Source organism: Pseudarthrobacter sulfonivorans (genome assembly GCF_024391045.1).
Lineage (GTDB): Bacteria > Actinomycetota > Actinomycetes > Actinomycetales > Micrococcaceae > Arthrobacter > Arthrobacter sulfonivorans_B.
Genome location: NZ_JANFCZ010000001.1, coordinates 172,513 through 187,430 on the forward strand (window position 1 = coordinate 172,513; position 14,918 = coordinate 187,430).

The following is a 14,918-nucleotide window of genomic DNA, read 5'->3' on the forward strand; positions in this document are numbered from 1 at the left end:
CGAACAAAATATAACAACGGTGATGCGCCGGCGCGCTCCGCTGTACGGTGGTGCTCATGACTTCGAGCGCAGCCCCGGACAGCAGCATGGCCTCCGGATTCCAGACTTATGCCACCGGCCGGCAGTACGAGATCCGCAGGGGCGACGCCCTGGCGATCGTCACCGAACTTGCGGCGGGGCTGCGCCTCTACAGCAGGGCCGGTGTGCAGCTCACAGAAACCTACGGTGACGAAGAAATATCCCCCGGCGCGGCCGGAATCACGCTCGCACCCTGGGCGAACAGGGTGGAGGACGGGGTCTGGTACCTCGACGGAAAGAAGCAGCAGTTGGACATCACGGAGGTTTCGCGGAACAACGCCAGCCACGGGCTGCTCCGCAACGCCGCCTACAACCTTGTTGACGAATCCCAGTACTCAGTGACACTCGAGGCGACGGTCTTCCCGCAGCACGGGTATCCGTTCCTGGTCCGTCACCGGGTGCAGTACCTCCTGGCGGAGGACCTGGGCCTGGAAGTCCGCCAGAGCCTGATCAACGACTCCGCGGCCCCGGCTCCGTTCGTGCTGGGTGCCCACCCATACCTGCGGCTTGGCGACGATGAAGTGGACAACCTGGTCCTGACTGTGGCTGCTGAGACCCGCCTGGTGACGGACGAGCGCCTGATTCCGCGCAGTTCGGAACCCGTCACCGGCGACTCTGACCTTCGCAGCGGCCGGCGCGTGCGGGACCTGGCCATTGATGTGGCACTGACTGATATTGCGTTCGACGGCGGTACGGCCCGGCATACGCTCAGCTCACCGGATGGCCGCAGCGTGACGCTCTGGCAGGACGAGTCCTGCGGTTACGTGCATGTCTTTGTGACAACCCAGCTGCCGGGCCGGCCCAGGGCCGTAGCCATCGAACCCATGACAGGGCCCGCGAATGCCTTCAACTCAGGTGACGGGTTGCAGTGGCTCCCGCCGGGAGAATCCTTCACCATGACGTGGGGCATCGATGCCGTGTTGGGCGACGCCGGGTAGCCGTTTTCGCATATGAGCCGTGGCTGGGGAAGTATTAGGCTATGACGCCAGCCGAGGACGCCACCCCATCCACTTCAACTCCTGGCCGGCAGGAGGCGGATCCGGTCGCGCCTGCCGCTGACCCTCGGCCGCCCCGGGTCCGGGCAGACCGGGCCCGGGCGGACCTCGAACAGGACATCCCGTACGGGGTCCGCATCGCAGCCTCGTGGGCCTGGCGCGTCGGGCTCATCCTGGTGGTAGGCGGCGCCCTGATCTGGCTGCTAAGCCGAATCAGCTTCCTGATCATACCCGTCATGGTCGCAGCGCTCCTGGCCGGACTGCTGAGCCCGGTGGTGCGCTGGCTGCGGAGCAAGCGGCTGCCCAACGGCGTGGCCGTAGCCGTCACGGTGCTCGGATTCATCGGCCTGATCGTCGGTTCCCTCGCCCTCGTCGGGCGCCAGCTGGCATCCGGCTTCGGCGAGCTCTGGGCGCAGGCGCTGGCCGGAGTAACGCAGATCCAGGACTGGCTGGCCGACGGGCCGCTGCACCTTACGGCGGACCAGATCGACCAGTACCTCAAGGATGCCACCGCTGCCCTCCAGAACAACAGCAGCAGCATCCTCAGCGGCGCACTGTCCTTCGGCAGTACTGCAGGCCACTTCGCAGCGGGCCTGGTGCTGGCCCTTTTCATCCTGATTTTCTTCCTGCTTGAGGGCGACCGGATCTGGGCCTTCATCGTCCGGCTCCTGCCGAAGAACGCGCGCGCCGCCACGTTCGGCGCCGGCCGAAAGGGCTGGGCGTCGATGGTGAGCTATGCGCGGATCCAGATGTTTGTCGCCTTCGTGGACGCGGTGGGGATTGGCGTCGGAGCGGCGATCATCGGTGTTCCGCTGGCCCTGCCGCTGGGCGTCCTGGTGTTTATCGGTTCCTTTATTCCGGTAGTGGGCGCCCTCGTGACAGGAGCCATCGCAGTCCTCCTGGCCCTCGTGGCCAACGGTCCGATCAACGCCCTCATCATGCTGGCCATCGTGCTGCTGGTCCAGCAGTTGGAGAGCCACATCCTGCAACCGCTGGTGATGGGCAAGGCCGTGTCCCTGCATCCGGTGGCGGTCATCCTCAGCGTGGCGGCAGGATCATACCTGGCCGGTATCCCGGGGGCGCTGTTCTCAGTGCCCATTCTCGCCGTAGCAAACTCGGCAATTCGCTACATCGCTGCCAGAACGTGGGAATATGAACAGGTGCTGGTAACCCCCGAAGGGCCAGTGACGCTTGGTCCGGACACTGATGACACCATCAGGGAAGCCCGGTTGCCGGGCGGCAGGTCACAGCATGGCAACGACGCCGCAGCCAGCACAGAAGCATCCAATCCGGAGGGCCGGGCCTGACCCGTCCGTCTGCCGCCGGAGCCGAATCCACCCAAGGAGAACAGTCCGTGAACACCCTCGATACCCTTCCCGTCACGCTGGACGATGTCCTGGAGGCGCAGAAGCTGCTCGAGGGAATTATTACCCGGACACCGGTGGAATCGTCGCGGGCCCTCGGCGGCATGGTGGGCGGCGAGGTATTTTTCAAGTGCGAAAACCTGCAGCGTGCAGGATCCTTCAAGGTCCGCGGCGCCTACGTGCGAATGGCAAAGCTGTCCGCCGAGGAGAAGAAGCGCGGCGTTGTCGCTGCGTCGGCAGGCAACCACGCCCAAGGTGTGGCGGTGGCCGCCAAAGCACTCGGCATCAAGGCACGGATCTACATGCCGCTGGGTGTGGCGCTGCCCAAGCTGGCCGCCACCCGCAGCCACGGAGCCGAGGTGATACTCCACGGGCACAACGTGGATGAGGCCCTCGCCGAAGCGCAGCGGTATGCCAACGAGTCCGGCATGGTCTTTGTGCACCCCTTCGACAACGTCGATGTAGTGTCCGGACAGGGCACCGTCGGCCTGGAGATCCTGGAACAGATCCCCAACGTGGACACCATCCTCATGGGTGTGGGCGGTGGCGGGCTGCTGGCCGGCGTGGCCGTCGCCGTGAAGGCCAAGGCCCGGGAGCTCGGGCGCGAGATCCGGATCATCGGGGTCCAGGCTGAAAACGCGGCGGCCTATCCGCCGTCACTTGCCGCCGATGCGCTGGTTCCGCTGAAGAAAGTCTCCACCATGGCCGACGGCATCGCCGTGGGCCGCCCGGGCCAGCTGCCGTTCAGCATCATCCGTGAGCTGGTGGATGATGTGGTCACCGTCAGCGAGGACTCCTTGGCGCGTGCGCTGATCTTCCTGCTGGAACGGGCCAAGCTCGTGGTGGAACCCGCAGGAGCTGTGGGGGTGGCAGCATTGATGGACGGGAAGATCGAAAACCCCGGCACCACCGCTGTGATCCTGTCCGGCGGAAACATCGACCCGATGCTGATGCTCAAGGTCATCCAGCGCGGCCTGTCCGCCGCCGGCCGCTACATGACCGTACGCATGATGCTCGATGACCGCCCGGGCTCGCTGGCAACCATCGCCCGGATCATTGCCGAAAATGATGCCAACGTGACCGGCCTGGACCACACCCGCGTTGGCGGGTCCATCAGCATGGGCGACGTCTCCATTACCGTCAATCTCGAAACCAAGGGCCACGAACACTGCGAACAGGTCCTGGGCGCCCTCCGCGCCGAGGGTTTTCAACCGATTGTGGTGCACTAGGAGCAGCCATGTTGGACGCGCTGGGGGACAGAAAGCCAAAGAGCCGGGAAACCACGGCCTCGCGTGCGCGGGGCGGGTTGCTGGTTTCGGGCGGTTTCGTCCTCCTGCTGTTTGTCATTGAGTTGGTCAACATGCTGACGCTGCACTCGCTGAACCGGACGTTCGGGCTGAGGCCCAGGTCCTTGGACGGGATCCTGGACATCTTCACGTTCCCGCTCCTGCACGCCAACATGAACCATCTGCTGTCCAACGCCCTTCCGTTGGTGATTTTCGGGTTCCTGGTTTTCCTTTCAGGGCTGCGCGTGTTCCTGACGGCGCTGGCGTTCAGCTGGCTTGGCTCCGGGCTGACCGTGTGGCTGATTGGCGACGGCGGCATCACCGTGGGCGCTTCCGGCCTGGTCTTCGGACTGTTCGCCTTCCTCCTGGTCCGGGGTTTCTTCAACCGCAGTTGGCGGCAAATCCTCCTGGCCGTGGTCCTGTTCATGGTCTACGGCAGCATCCTGCTCGGTGTGCTGCCGATCATGGGCGGCCTGGTCTCCTGGCAGGCGCACCTAGGCGGGGCGGTGGGCGGGGTGGCCGCTGCCCTGTTGCTGCGCCCCAAGTACGCCAAAACGCCGGCCCCCTGACGGGGACCGGCGTTGCGGTTGATGCTAGTGGATATCAGGCCGTGTATGGCTTGGCCGAGATGATCTCCACCGTGATGTCCTTGCCGTTCGGGGCGGTGTAGCTGAGCGTCTCGCCCTCTTTGTGGCCCACAATGGCGGCGCCGAGCGGTGACTTCTCGCTGAAGACATCCAGGTCGGAGTCGCCGGCGATTTCGCGGGAGCCGAGCAGGAACCGTTCTTCGTCGCCGGCGATCTTGGCGACAACAAGCATGCCGGCCTCCACGATGCCGTCATCTGCAGGGGCTTCCCCCACATGGGCGTCGCGCAGAAGTACCGTCAGTTGGCGGATCCGGGCTTCAATCTTTCCCTGTTCCTCTTTGGCTGCGTGGTAGCCGCCGTTTTCCTTAAGGTCGCCCTCCTGCCGGGCAGATTCAATCTTCTGGACAATCTCCGCACGGCCAGCGCCGGAAAGGTGGTCCAGCTCTGCCTTCAGGCGGTCAAAAGCTTCCTGGGTGAGCCAGGCTGCAGGCGCGCTGTTGGTGGTAGACACGGACTTCTCCTAATGGTCATACATGCAAAAGACCCCGCCACGGTGGCCACTTGTGGAACTCAGTAACCAGCTCAGCGGGGTAAAGGTATTGATCCATTGTAGTCAAAACTGTGGAGATATCCCAACGGGCAAGCGGCGCAGATCACATGTTGTTACTTTCCGCTACCCGGGACCCAGCAGCTGTCCACTACACCGGAAACGGAAGGTGACTCGGTCCGAACTGCCACGCGCTGCGCAACGGTCCGGCCGCCGTCGGCCGTTTTGTCCGCTGCTCCCACCGGGATGTCCACCACTTTCCAGCCCACCACGGCGAACTTGGAATCGAGGGCCTTTACCGCGCACTTAACGGCCGTGCCGGGGTCCCTGACCACCTGGAAATCAATTTCGGCCTGCGTGGCGTCCACCGTGCTGAAGCCAATGTCTTTGAAGCTCACACCACCGGTGGCCGAGGATGTGGAGGACCAGGCCAGGAAGCCCACGCCGGCGGCGAGGGCGGCCAGAACGATGCCGCGTTTGGCCGCGCGCGAAAGGGGGCGCTTTTGGCCGCCATAGCGATTGGCTAGGCTAGTGTCTGCAGGCGGGGACACGGCGGGCTGATCCTGGGTAGTCACCAGTCCAGTTTAGTTCGGATCCGGAGTGAGCCCGTCCCGGCGGATCATGCAGCGGTCCGTGCATTCCCGTGAACCGTCATCGCCAGCGCAGCCGTCAACGTTCCCAGCCCGTTCAGCAAAGCGGCAGAAATGCCAACCCGGAAGAAACCAGCCCAGAAGAAAGAGGAGCCGTCCTTCGATGACAGCGTCCACCCCCAGCCCGGATTCACTGCGTCTGCTCGCCGTTCATGCGCATCCTGACGACGAGTCCAGCAAGGGCGCAGCCACTATGGCCATGTACGCTGCCGCCGGCGTGGACGTGATGGTGGCCACCTGTACGGACGGCTCCCGGGGCGATATCCAGAATCCCGCGGTGGAAGGCGCCCCCCATCCGAAACGGGACATGGCCGGCGCCCGGCGGCTGGAGATGACCCAGGCAGCCGGGATCCTCGGTATCAGGCAGCGCTGGCTGGGGTTTACGGATTCCGGGCTGCCCGAGGGTGACCCGTTGCCGCCTCTGCCGGCCGGATCGTTCGCAGTGCAGCCGCTGGAGCGCGCCGCTGCACCCCTGGTCCGGCTGGTGCGGGACTTCAAGCCGCACGTCATCATCAGCTATGACGAAAACGGGGGATACCCGCACCCCGACCACATCATGGCGCACAAGGTGGCCGTCGAGGCCTTTGCCGCAGCCGGCGACCCGGCCCGCTACCCGGGAACAGGGCCCGCCTGGGAGCCCAGCAAGCTCTACTACGACCGTGCCTTCAACCCGGAGCGGTTCCGTGCTTTGCACTTTGCCCTTGAAGAAGCCGGCCTGCGCTCCCCGTATGCGGAGCGCCTGGCCGCGTGGCTGGAGGCTGACGCCGAGGGCCATACCCCGCCGCCGGGCACCCATCCCACCACCACGCAGATTGATTGCGGCGACTACTTTGAGGCCCGCGACGACGCCCTCCGGGCACACAGCACCCAGGTGGACCCCTTGGGATTCTTCTTTGCCGTGTCCGCTGAGATGCAACGCCGGGTGTGGCCATGGGAAGACTACTCGCTGATCGAGTCCAGGGTTCCGTCCACCGTTCCGGAGAAGGATTTGTTCGCCGGGCTAAGATAGATGCGGCAGATTGTTCTATGCCGTGTAGAAAAGCAGTGGGATGATCCGGGTCCAGCGGCCCCGGGTGCGGAAACCGTCGCCGGCTGCCCACCAGTTTCCATAGAAGGTTAAACCGTGCATCACTTCCTCCTCGCGTTGTCCACCACGCCCACGCCCCTGCCCACGCCGAGCCTGCGGGACGGCATCACCGAGGACCAGATCACGCCGGGCCTGTGGGGCTTCATCATGACGGCCTTTTTTGTCCTGGCTACCACGCTGCTGATCGTGGACATGGTCCGTCGCATCCGCCGGGTCCGGTACCGCGGCCAGGTGGAAGAAGAACGCCAGGCGGCGGCCGAGGCGGCAGACATTGAAGCCGACGATGCCCGTCATCCGTCCGTGAACCAGGCCCAGGCCGAGGTCGAGGACCATGCCCAGGACCACGCCCGGGACGGCTCGGACACCAGCCAGCGCAGCCCGAAGGACTAGCCGGGACGCCACCCCTGTTCGCCGCAACTTTCATAGACTGGGACTGACTGCATCATTCCCGGTAGCGGAGAAGAGGGGCACGGATGAACATCGAGGACCCGGGCCTTCCCGCGGGAGCGCGGGTGCCCGCCGCCAATGCCCTGGGCAGCGAACCTTCGGCTTATCTGCGCCAGCATGCGGGCAATCCGGTCCACTGGCAGCCGTTCGGCGATGCTGCCTTCGCCGCCGCCGCTGCCCGGGATGTGCCGGTGTTCCTGTCGGTGGGCTACGCCGCGTGCCACTGGTGCCACGTCATGGCGCAGGAATCGTTTGATGACCAGGAAACAGCGGACTTCCTGAACGCGCACTTCGTAGCCGTGAAAGTGGACCGCGAAGAGCGGCCCGACGTTGACGCCGTGTACATGGCAGCCACGCAGGCGATCAGCGGCGAGGGCGGCTGGCCGATGTCCGTGTTCCTCACCCCAAAAGGCCTGGCCTTCCACGCCGGCACCTACTTCCCGCCCCGGCCGATGCCCGGGCGGCCGTCGTTCCGCCAGGTCCTGGAAGCTGTCCGGGATGCGTGGCAGGAGCGGCGCGATGCGGTGGAACAGAACGCCTCCAACCTGGCACAAAGCCTCGGCGACGCACAGCTCTCCGCCGCCGTAAGGGTGTCCGGGCCTCCGCCGGTGCTTGACCCGGACCTCCTTCCCGCCGCGGTGGCGTCGCTGGCGCGTTCCGAGGATGTGGCCGACGGCGGATTCGGCACCGCCCCCAAATTCCCGCCGTCGGCGGTTCTTGAGTTCCTCCTGCGGCACGCCGCCGTACCCTCGGACACCGCTGACGCGGCCCGGGACATGGCAGGCCGCACGTTGGCGGCCATGGCACGCTCGGCGCTGTTCGACCAGTTGGACGGCGGCTTTGCCCGGTACTCCGTGACCCGGGACTGGTCAGTGCCGCACTTCGAAAAGATGCTGTACGACAATGCGCAGCTGCTCCGCGGCTACGTGCACTGGGTGCGCCTGGGCGGCAACGAGGTGTTCTCCACGGAGGAGGCCGCGGACGTGGCCGTTCGCACTGCTGAATGGATGCTGGAATCCCTCGGCCTGGCCGGTGACCCGGCCGGTTCCGGCGAGGCAGGCTTCGCACTCGCCTCCTCTTTGGATGCCGACTCCGTGGTGGACGGTGAGCATCACGAAGGGGCCGCCTACCTCTGGACGGTTGCCGGCCTGGCGGACGTGCTGGGCGACGCTGACGGGGCGGCTGTTGGCCGCCTAATGAACGTCGGACCGGCAGGCACAGTCTCCGCAGATGGCTCACCCTTGCACCCCGCCCGTCGCCTTGACGGCGACGGGGCAGAGTTGTGGGCCAGGGTCCGTCCAGCCCTGCTGGGCGCCAGGAACCTGCGGCCGCAGCCTGCGCGGGATGACAAGGTGGTGGCCGGCTGGAACGGGCTGGCCGTCGCCGCGCTGGCAGAGGCCGGTGCTGTGCTGGGCCGCAATGACTTTGTGGTGGCGGCCGGGACGATCGCGGCCTACCTGGAAGGCGTCCACTGGCAGCCGGAATCCCGCTCTCTGATCCGGGTCTCCCACGCCGGGAAAGCCCGCGGGATGGATGGGCTGCTGGAGGACTACGCTTTCTGCGCAGAAGGCCTGTTTGCCCTGTACGCAGCCACCGGCCGGACGCACTGGTACCGCTTCGCCGAGCAACTCGTGCACACGGCCACCAGCCGCTTCGTGGTGGCGGGCCGCCTGGTGGACACGGCCGGGGGAGACGGCCAGGTACGGGCGGCGCAGGGCGGCCAGGCGGGCTTGGACCCGTTCGACAACGCCACTCCCAGCGGAGCTGCGGCGTTCGCGGGCGTCCTGCTCAGCTACGCGGCCCTCTCCGGGTCCGCGGAGCACCGTGACCTGGCCTGCCAGGTCCTCGCGCTCGTGCCGCCGCTGGCAGGCCGCGCGCCGCGGGTGGCCGGCTGGCTCCTGGCGACCGCCCAGGCTGCCCTCGCGGGCCCGGTGGAGGCCGCCGTCGTCGGGCCGCCCGGTCCCGAAAGGACGGAACTGCACCTGGAGCTGCTCAAGTCGGCCAGTCCCGGCCTGGTGATCGCGGTGGAGGACGACGACGGCACGGACGTTCCGCCGTCGGACGCCCCTTCCGGAGGAGAGCCCGTCCCGCTGCTGGCGGGCAGGCCTGCGGGACCGGGAGGTGCCCCCCTGGCCTATCTGTGCCGGAACATGGTGTGTGAACGACCCGTGGCTACGCCCAGGCAACTGCGGGCGCGGCTGGCGGTAATGGTGGCCGCAGGACCCGTCAGCTGAGGACGGCGATGAGGATCGCCGCGAAATGCGCCCCGAACGCAAAGACGGTCAGCGCGTGGAACAGCTCATGGAAGCCGAAGTGCTGGTAGCTGAAGTTGGGTTTCTTGAGCGCATAGAACACGGCGCCGGTGATGTACAGGACACCCCCAGCGCAGATGAGGACGGCCGCCGGAGCGCTGGCGGCGAAGAATTCCGGCAGGTAGAAGAGCGCCCCGCAGCCGAGGGCGATGTAGATGGGCACATACAGCCAGCGCGGGGCGTCGGTCCACAGGAGGCGGAAGAGGACGCCGAGGATCGCGCCGGACCAGATGACCCAGAGCAGCAGGACGGCTTGGGGCTGCGCCAGCAGGGACCAGGCCAGCGGCGTGTAGCTGCCCGCGATGACCAGCATGATATTGGTGTGGTCCAGCCGTTTGAGGACCATCTTGACGCGGGGGGACCAGTTTCCCCGGTGGTAGACGGCACTGACTCCGAATAGCAGGACGCCGGTGGCTGCGTAGATGGCTGAGGTGATCTTGCGGTCCGTTGTGGGGGCCACGGCCACCAGGATGATCCCTGCCGCCAGCGCTAGCGGTGCGGCGACCGTGTGGATCCAGCCGCGCCATTTGGGCTTGATCATCAGGAGTTCGGCGAGCCGGACCGCGGCGTTATCCACCGGGCCGCGGCTGTCCGGTCCGGGTGCGCGGCCGGCGTCGGGGGTCTGGCTGTTCATGGCTCCAGAATATCCTCCGGCGCCACTAAGTTACTCATCGGTAACCCGAGTGCTGGTGCCGGATTGTTGGCGACGGCGCCAGCGGCCTGCCTGTGGACGGTAGCCTAAGATGTGCAATGCCGTCGATCAGTAACGGAAGTCAGGTGAGTCTCCTCGTGGAATTGGGCGGGTTCCTTTATGGCTTCTACGAGAGGCGGCTGCTCCGGGAGTTGGCCGGCGGCCGCATCCCCAAACACATTGGCGTGATGGTGGACGGCAACCGCCGGTGGGCCAAGCAGTTCAACGCACCTACCAGCCAGGGCCACCAGGCCGGCGCCGACAAGATCCACGAGTTCCTGGGCTGGTGCCAGGAACTCGGCGTCAAAGTAGTCACGCTGTACATGCTGTCCACGGACAACATGAGCCGCTCCACCGAGGAACTGGATCTCCTGATGGGGATCATCGCCAACACCCTGGACCGGCTGGACGACGACGCCAACATCTCCGTCAATGCCATGGGCGCCCCCGAGCTCCTTCCCGATTACCTGGCCGAGCGGCTCACCAAGCTGACGGCCCGGACGCCGGTGCAGGAAAAGATCCATGTCAACGTGGCGGTGGGTTACGGGGGACGCCGGGAGATCGTTGACGCCGTGCGGGAACTGCTTCACGACGCCGTCGCCAAAGGAACGGACATTTCCGCGCTCGCGGACAACCTCACGGTGGACGACATCTCCCGCTTCCTGTACACCCGCGGCCAGCCCGACCCCGACCTCGTGATCAGGACCTCCGGAGAACAGCGGCTGTCCGGTTTCCTGATGTGGCAGAGCGCCTACAGCGAGTTCTACTTCTGCGAGGCACTGTGGCCCGCGTTCCGCAAGGTCGATTTCCTGCGCGCCCTCCGGGACTATGCCGGACGGCAGCGCCGCTTCGGCACCTGACCCCGGGTTAATCTGGAATTCACATGCTGGCAACAGGAATCGCCGACTCAAGATTCGGGAAATTACTTCGTGTGGATTTACGTTGTAAACATCAGCAGGCAAAAACGCCGGCTGTTCGGGGAGGCCAGCACATGGAGCGGATTTTCGCACCGGTTGTAGGGGAGGCCGAGTCCGGCCTTCAGGCCGAACCGCCTCACCAATAACAATTCCGGGCATGTGCCCGGGGCTGGAGTCGATGTGGCTATTTCTGAACAACTGCCCGAGGTCGTTTCCGAGGGACAGAAAGCTACCTCTCGCACCACGCGAGCCACCACAAAAACCGGTGCGGCCAAAAAAGCTGCGGCCGGTTTTGCTGTCTCCGAAAGGGATGCCACCATCAGCAGCTTCGTCATTGACACCTCCGTCCTGCTCTCGGACCCGCGCGCACTGCTGCGCTTCGCAGAACACGAGGTCATCGTCCCCATCGTTGTCATCACGGAACTTGAGGGGAAACGGCACGACCCCGAGCTGGGCTACTTTGCCCGCAAGGCCCTCCGGTTGCTCGACGATCTTCGGGTGAAGCACGGCGGCCTGAGCCAGCCCATTCCCCTTGGCGATAGCGGCGGTACCCTGATGGTGGAGCTGAACCACATCTCCGCCGATGTGCTTCCCCTCGGGTTCCGCAGCGGCGACAACGACAGCCGCATCCTGGCCGTAGCGAAGAACCTGGCCAATGAAGGCCGGAACGTCACGGTGGTGTCGAAGGACCTGCCGATGCGGGTCAAGGCTTCGGCCATGGGGCTGACCGCGGACGAATACCGCAACGAACTGGTGCAGGATTCCGGGTGGACAGGCATTGCCGAGGTGGAAGCCAGCGAGGACGAAGTCAACACCCTGTACGGCCACGAGCCGGTCTTCATCCCCGCAGCTGCGGAAATGCCGGTCAACACCGGCCTGGTGCTCCTCTCCAACCGCGGTTCGGCGCTGGGCCGGGTTGGCGCCGACAAGCAGGTCCGGCTCGTCAAGGGTGACCGGGATGTGTTCGGGCTGCACGGCCGGTCGGCCGAGCAGCGGCTGGCCATCGACATGCTGATGGATCCCGCCGTCGGCATTGTGTCCATCGGCGGCCGGGCAGGCACCGGCAAGTCCGCCCTCGCCCTCTGCGCGGGCCTGGAAGCGGTGCTGGAGCGCCGCGAGCACCGCAAGGTGATCGTGTTCCGCCCGCTCTACGCCGTGGGCGGCCAGGAACTCGGCTACCTGCCCGGCTCCGAGTCCGAAAAGATGAATCCGTGGGCGCAGGCCGTCTTCGACACCCTGGGCGCGCTGGTCAGCCAGGAAGTCGTGGAAGAAGTGATGGACCGCGGCATGCTGGAAGTCATGCCGCTGACGCACATCCGCGGCCGCTCGCTGCACGACGCCTTTGTGATCGTTGATGAGGCCCAGTCACTGGAGAAGAACGTCCTCCTCACCGTGATGAGCCGCATCGGCCAGAACTCGAAGATCGTCCTTACCCACGACGTCGCCCAGCGCGACAATCTCCGCGTCGGCCGGCACGACGGCATCGCTGCCGTCGTCGAAACCCTCAAGGGACACCCTCTCTTCGGCCACATCACCCTGACCCGCTCGGAGCGTTCACCGATCGCGGCCCTGGTGACTGAACTCCTGGAGGGGGCGGAGATCTAAGCCGCACCGGTTCGCCTGTGAGGGCCGTGGTTCCGTTCGTCGGGCCACGGCCCTTCTCCGTCGCTTAGACACCTCCCGCCGCTCTGCTGCGGTCGCTGCGCGACCTCCGCGCCGCTTTGGTCGGCGATGCGCTCCTACGAGAAGGACCGTAACCCGACTTGAGTGCCTAGCCAGCCCCGAGGAATCTGGCTGCGGCTTCGTGGCCTTTTACTTGGAGGGTCCAGTCGGGGCGCTCGAGGGTTTCCGGGGTGACGCGGACTTTTTGGACGTCCACTGCTTTGTTGCCCCAGGCTTTTCGGGTGGTGCCGTTGAGTTCGTAGCCTAGGGCACGCGACACGCCCAGGGAGGCGGCGTTCCAGGCTGCGGCTTCCGATTCGGCCACTTCGGCGCCCAGCCAGTCGAAGGCCCACAGGACGACGGCGGCACGCATCTCCGTGCCCAGGCCCCGGCCCTGCACGGACTGGGTGAGCCAGGAGCCGGTGCTGACGGTCCTGAGGGTTGCGAAATCCTTGGCGCCGATGTCCTGGCAGCCGACGAACCGGCCCTCATGCCAGATTCCCAGCAGCAGGGTCCAGTCCTCGGGAGTGGCTTGCCCGCGGCAGCGCCAGTACCACTGGGCCATGTTGGTGCCCAGCGTGTCCGCCGGAAGTTCCGTCCACGGGTTGCTGAAGGGGTTCCGGCCCGGGTCATGGATGCCGCTCGCGGCCGCCGCGGCAGCAGCAGGTATGTCGTCGTCTGTGATGGGGCGCAGTATCAGCCTGGGTGTGGTCAGCGTGAGCCCGGACAGGGGCCAGATGGAGGTTAGCGCAGTCATCAGCGAAGCCTAACCGAGGGCTGGAGGTACTGCCTGTCATACGAACCGTTCAGGTCCGGATGTCCCAACTGATGTGGCGGCGGACGTCTGTCAGGTTCATTGACTGGGCGAGGAAGAGGTCGTCCAGCATGTACTCGTCAACGGCCATGATGCGGATCCAATGGCCATGATCCTGTGAGGCGTCCTCCAACGACTGGCTGGCGACACAAACGCCCGTCTCAAGATCGATCCGCACCCGGTTGCTGCCGGCCAGGCAGAGCGGGGCACTTGGATCCGTGGGCCGGTAGGAGGCAGTTGGCGAGACTCTTGCCTCCAACGAGGGCCGGCCATGATGCTCGACGCGGCGCACACTCTGCACATCGACCGGGTTCGACCCCGGGAATTCCAACGGAGCCGGAGCCTTGCCGGCGAGCTCTACAGGATCCAGCGCGGCCGAGAAGCGGCCGTTGCCGAAGTCCGGTTCGCCATAGGCGGCCTCGGGTCGGCGCCTGACCAGGCCGGCGTCGTCGTATACGGGGGCCACCAGGTGCGGCGGCAACAGCCAGGACTTCCGGGTGGAACTGACGTACAGCCCGTCTCGCGAATCGTTGATCCCGGTGGTGCTGTGGAGGACAAGACCGTCGGCGGTTTCCAGCCGCAGCGCGCCGGGCCGGCGGAGCCAAGCCCGGATCAGCGGTGCCGCCGGGTCGGGTGCCTCGGCAAAGGGCTCATCCCAGTACTCGAACCGAAGGGATTGCCATTTCCAGGGGGAAGATCGGCACAGGTTGCGGAACGTCGCCGTCAGGTCTGTGGACGCTGCACTGCTTTCCGGGTCCGGCCGGCGCCTCGTGTCCCAGGTCGACATATCCACAGTTTACGCGTGGGCCCTCCGCTGCCACGCCGAAATCCAGTAGCATCCGAGGGGTGATTCGACGACTCGATGGACTATGGGACGCCACTCCGCTGGCGTTCTGGCTGGTGCTGGCGGCCTGTGCCTATTTCCTGGTCATGGCGGCACGGCTGACGATAATTGACGTCCGCCACCATCTGCTGCCGAACCGCATTGTGTTTCCGTCCTACGGCGTGGCGGGAGTCCTGCTGCTTACCGCTGCCATCGTGCACGTTGTTGCCTCCGGCGCCACGCCAGGAATGTCCGACGGCGGCGCTGAACTCCTGGGCGTTCCTGCCCTTCGGATCGTGGCCGGGGGAGCGGTCCTTTGGCTCTTCTACTTTGTCTTGAGGTTGGTGTACCCGCCGGGCATGGGCTTCGGTGACGTCAAGCTCGCAGGCGTCTTGGGGATGTACTTGGGCTACCTCGGCTGGGGGCACGTGTTTGCAGGCACATTCGCGGCCTTCCTGCTGGGCGGGCTCTGGTCCTTGGCACTGCTGGCAGCACGGCGCGGCACACTGAAGTCGGCCATCCCTTTCGGCCCGTTCATGCTCGCCGGGGCGGCCGCCGCCATGCTGCTGCCGGCCTGAACCGGCCTGATCTGACAAGCCTGATACTGCCTCGCAGCAGCCCATCGTGGACCCCGCCCGGTGTCTCCCGCTCCAGGTGC

The 14,918-nt window shown here is 65.9% G+C and carries 15 protein-coding genes; 10 read left to right on the forward strand and 5 right to left on the reverse strand.

Annotated features, from left to right (window positions below; genetic code table 11):
* Positions 1-56: 56 nt before the first annotated feature.
* From NQJ30_RS00800 to NQJ30_RS00815, 4 genes are read left to right on the forward strand one after another with little or no spacing between them, the layout of a single operon-like run.
* Positions 57-1,016 (forward strand): aldose 1-epimerase family protein, encoded by a 960-nt coding sequence (locus NQJ30_RS00800; RefSeq protein WP_255767828.1) that lies wholly within the window; start codon positions 57-59, stop codon positions 1,014-1,016.
* A 41-nt stretch (positions 1,017-1,057) separates the two neighbouring features.
* On the forward strand, positions 1,058-2,380 hold the full coding sequence (locus tag NQJ30_RS00805; protein WP_255767829.1) for an AI-2E family transporter: 1,323 nt from the start codon (positions 1,058-1,060) through the stop codon (positions 2,378-2,380).
* Between the two features lie 47 nt (positions 2,381-2,427).
* Positions 2,428-3,666, forward strand: coding sequence for a threonine ammonia-lyase (gene ilvA / locus NQJ30_RS00810; protein ID WP_255767830.1), 1,239 nt, complete (start codon positions 2,428-2,430; stop codon positions 3,664-3,666).
* An 8-nt stretch (positions 3,667-3,674) separates the two neighbouring features.
* Positions 3,675-4,292, forward strand: coding sequence for a rhomboid family intramembrane serine protease (locus tag NQJ30_RS00815; RefSeq protein ID WP_255767831.1), 618 nt, complete (start codon positions 3,675-3,677; stop codon positions 4,290-4,292).
* Between the two features lie 34 nt (positions 4,293-4,326).
* On the opposite strand, the gene greA is transcribed toward NQJ30_RS00815, so the two are convergent.
* Positions 4,327-4,821: a transcription elongation factor GreA gene (greA, locus tag NQJ30_RS00820; RefSeq protein ID WP_255767832.1), complete on the reverse strand. Its 495-nt coding sequence runs from the start codon at positions 4,819-4,821 to the stop codon at positions 4,327-4,329.
* 152 nt (positions 4,822-4,973) lie between these two features.
* On the reverse strand, positions 4,974-5,432 hold the full coding sequence (locus NQJ30_RS00825) for a DUF4307 domain-containing protein (protein ID WP_255767833.1): 459 nt from the start codon (positions 5,430-5,432) through the stop codon (positions 4,974-4,976).
* 178 nt (positions 5,433-5,610) lie between these two features.
* Between NQJ30_RS00825 and mca the strand changes: the two genes are divergently transcribed.
* The 3 genes from mca (at position 5,611) to NQJ30_RS00840 (ending at position 9,275) form a co-directional block, all read left to right on the forward strand.
* On the forward strand, positions 5,611-6,516 hold the full coding sequence (mca, locus tag NQJ30_RS00830; RefSeq protein WP_255767834.1) for a mycothiol conjugate amidase Mca: 906 nt from the start codon (positions 5,611-5,613) through the stop codon (positions 6,514-6,516).
* A 114-nt stretch (positions 6,517-6,630) separates the two neighbouring features.
* The gene (locus tag NQJ30_RS00835) at positions 6,631-6,984 is read left to right on the forward strand and encodes a hypothetical protein (protein WP_255767835.1); all 354 of its coding nucleotides are present in this window, start codon (positions 6,631-6,633) and stop codon (positions 6,982-6,984) included.
* A gap of 83 nt (positions 6,985-7,067) precedes the next feature.
* Positions 7,068-9,275, forward strand: a complete 2,208-nt coding sequence (locus NQJ30_RS00840) for a thioredoxin domain-containing protein (RefSeq protein ID WP_255767836.1) — start codon at positions 7,068-7,070, stop codon at positions 9,273-9,275.
* Here the strand turns inward: NQJ30_RS00840 and trhA are convergent.
* Positions 9,268-9,987, reverse strand: a complete 720-nt coding sequence (trhA, locus tag NQJ30_RS00845) for a PAQR family membrane homeostasis protein TrhA (RefSeq protein WP_255767837.1) — start codon at positions 9,985-9,987, stop codon at positions 9,268-9,270. The genes NQJ30_RS00840 and trhA overlap by 8 nt on opposite strands.
* A gap of 155 nt (positions 9,988-10,142) precedes the next feature.
* Between trhA and NQJ30_RS00850 the strand changes: the two genes are divergently transcribed.
* Together NQJ30_RS00850 and NQJ30_RS00855 are read left to right on the forward strand one after the other, a co-directional pair.
* Positions 10,143-10,904, forward strand: a complete 762-nt coding sequence (locus NQJ30_RS00850) for an isoprenyl transferase (protein WP_255767928.1) — start codon at positions 10,143-10,145, stop codon at positions 10,902-10,904.
* 237 nt (positions 10,905-11,141) lie between these two features.
* Positions 11,142-12,566 carry a PhoH family protein gene (locus NQJ30_RS00855; RefSeq protein WP_255767838.1) on the forward strand — a complete coding sequence of 475 codons (1,425 nt, stop codon included), beginning with the start codon at positions 11,142-11,144 and terminating at the stop codon, positions 12,564-12,566.
* 166 nt (positions 12,567-12,732) lie between these two features.
* Here the strand turns inward: NQJ30_RS00855 and NQJ30_RS00860 are convergent, their stop codons facing one another.
* Positions 12,733-13,380 carry a GNAT family N-acetyltransferase gene (locus NQJ30_RS00860; protein ID WP_255767839.1) on the reverse strand — a complete coding sequence of 216 codons (648 nt, stop codon included), beginning with the start codon at positions 13,378-13,380 and terminating at the stop codon, positions 12,733-12,735.
* A gap of 49 nt (positions 13,381-13,429) precedes the next feature.
* Entirely contained in the window at positions 13,430-14,224 is a 795-nt protein-coding gene (locus NQJ30_RS00865; protein ID WP_255767840.1) for a hypothetical protein, read from the reverse strand.
* Between the two features lie 59 nt (positions 14,225-14,283).
* Between NQJ30_RS00865 and NQJ30_RS00870 the strand changes: the two genes are divergently transcribed.
* On the forward strand, positions 14,284-14,838 hold the full coding sequence (locus NQJ30_RS00870) for a prepilin peptidase (protein WP_255767841.1): 555 nt from the start codon (positions 14,284-14,286) through the stop codon (positions 14,836-14,838).
* The last annotated feature ends 80 nt before the right edge of the window (positions 14,839-14,918 follow it).

What these genes read in the sequence shown, in the direction of transcription:
- NQJ30_RS00800 (WP_255767828.1), top strand. Translation starts at nt 57, where the DNA reads ATGACTTCGAGCGCAGCCCCGGACAGCAGCATGGCCTCCGGATTCCAG.
- NQJ30_RS00815 (WP_255767831.1), top strand. Translation starts at nt 3,675, where the DNA reads ATGTTGGACGCGCTGGGGGACAGAAAGCCAAAGAGCCGGGAAACCACG.
- mca (WP_255767834.1), top strand. Translation starts at nt 5,611, where the DNA reads ATGACAGCGTCCACCCCCAGCCCGGATTCACTGCGTCTGCTCGCCGTT.
- NQJ30_RS00865 (WP_255767840.1), bottom strand. Translation starts at nt 14,224, where the DNA reads ATGTCGACCTGGGACACGAGGCGCCGGCCGGACCCGGAAAGCAGTGCA.
- trhA (WP_255767837.1), bottom strand. Translation starts at nt 9,987, where the DNA reads ATGAACAGCCAGACCCCCGACGCCGGCCGCGCACCCGGACCGGACAGC.
- NQJ30_RS00840 (WP_255767836.1), top strand. Translation starts at nt 7,068, where the DNA reads ATGAACATCGAGGACCCGGGCCTTCCCGCGGGAGCGCGGGTGCCCGCC.
- NQJ30_RS00805 (WP_255767829.1), top strand. Translation starts at nt 1,058, where the DNA reads ATGACGCCAGCCGAGGACGCCACCCCATCCACTTCAACTCCTGGCCGG.
- NQJ30_RS00860 (WP_255767839.1), bottom strand. Translation starts at nt 13,380, where the DNA reads ATGACTGCGCTAACCTCCATCTGGCCCCTGTCCGGGCTCACGCTGACC.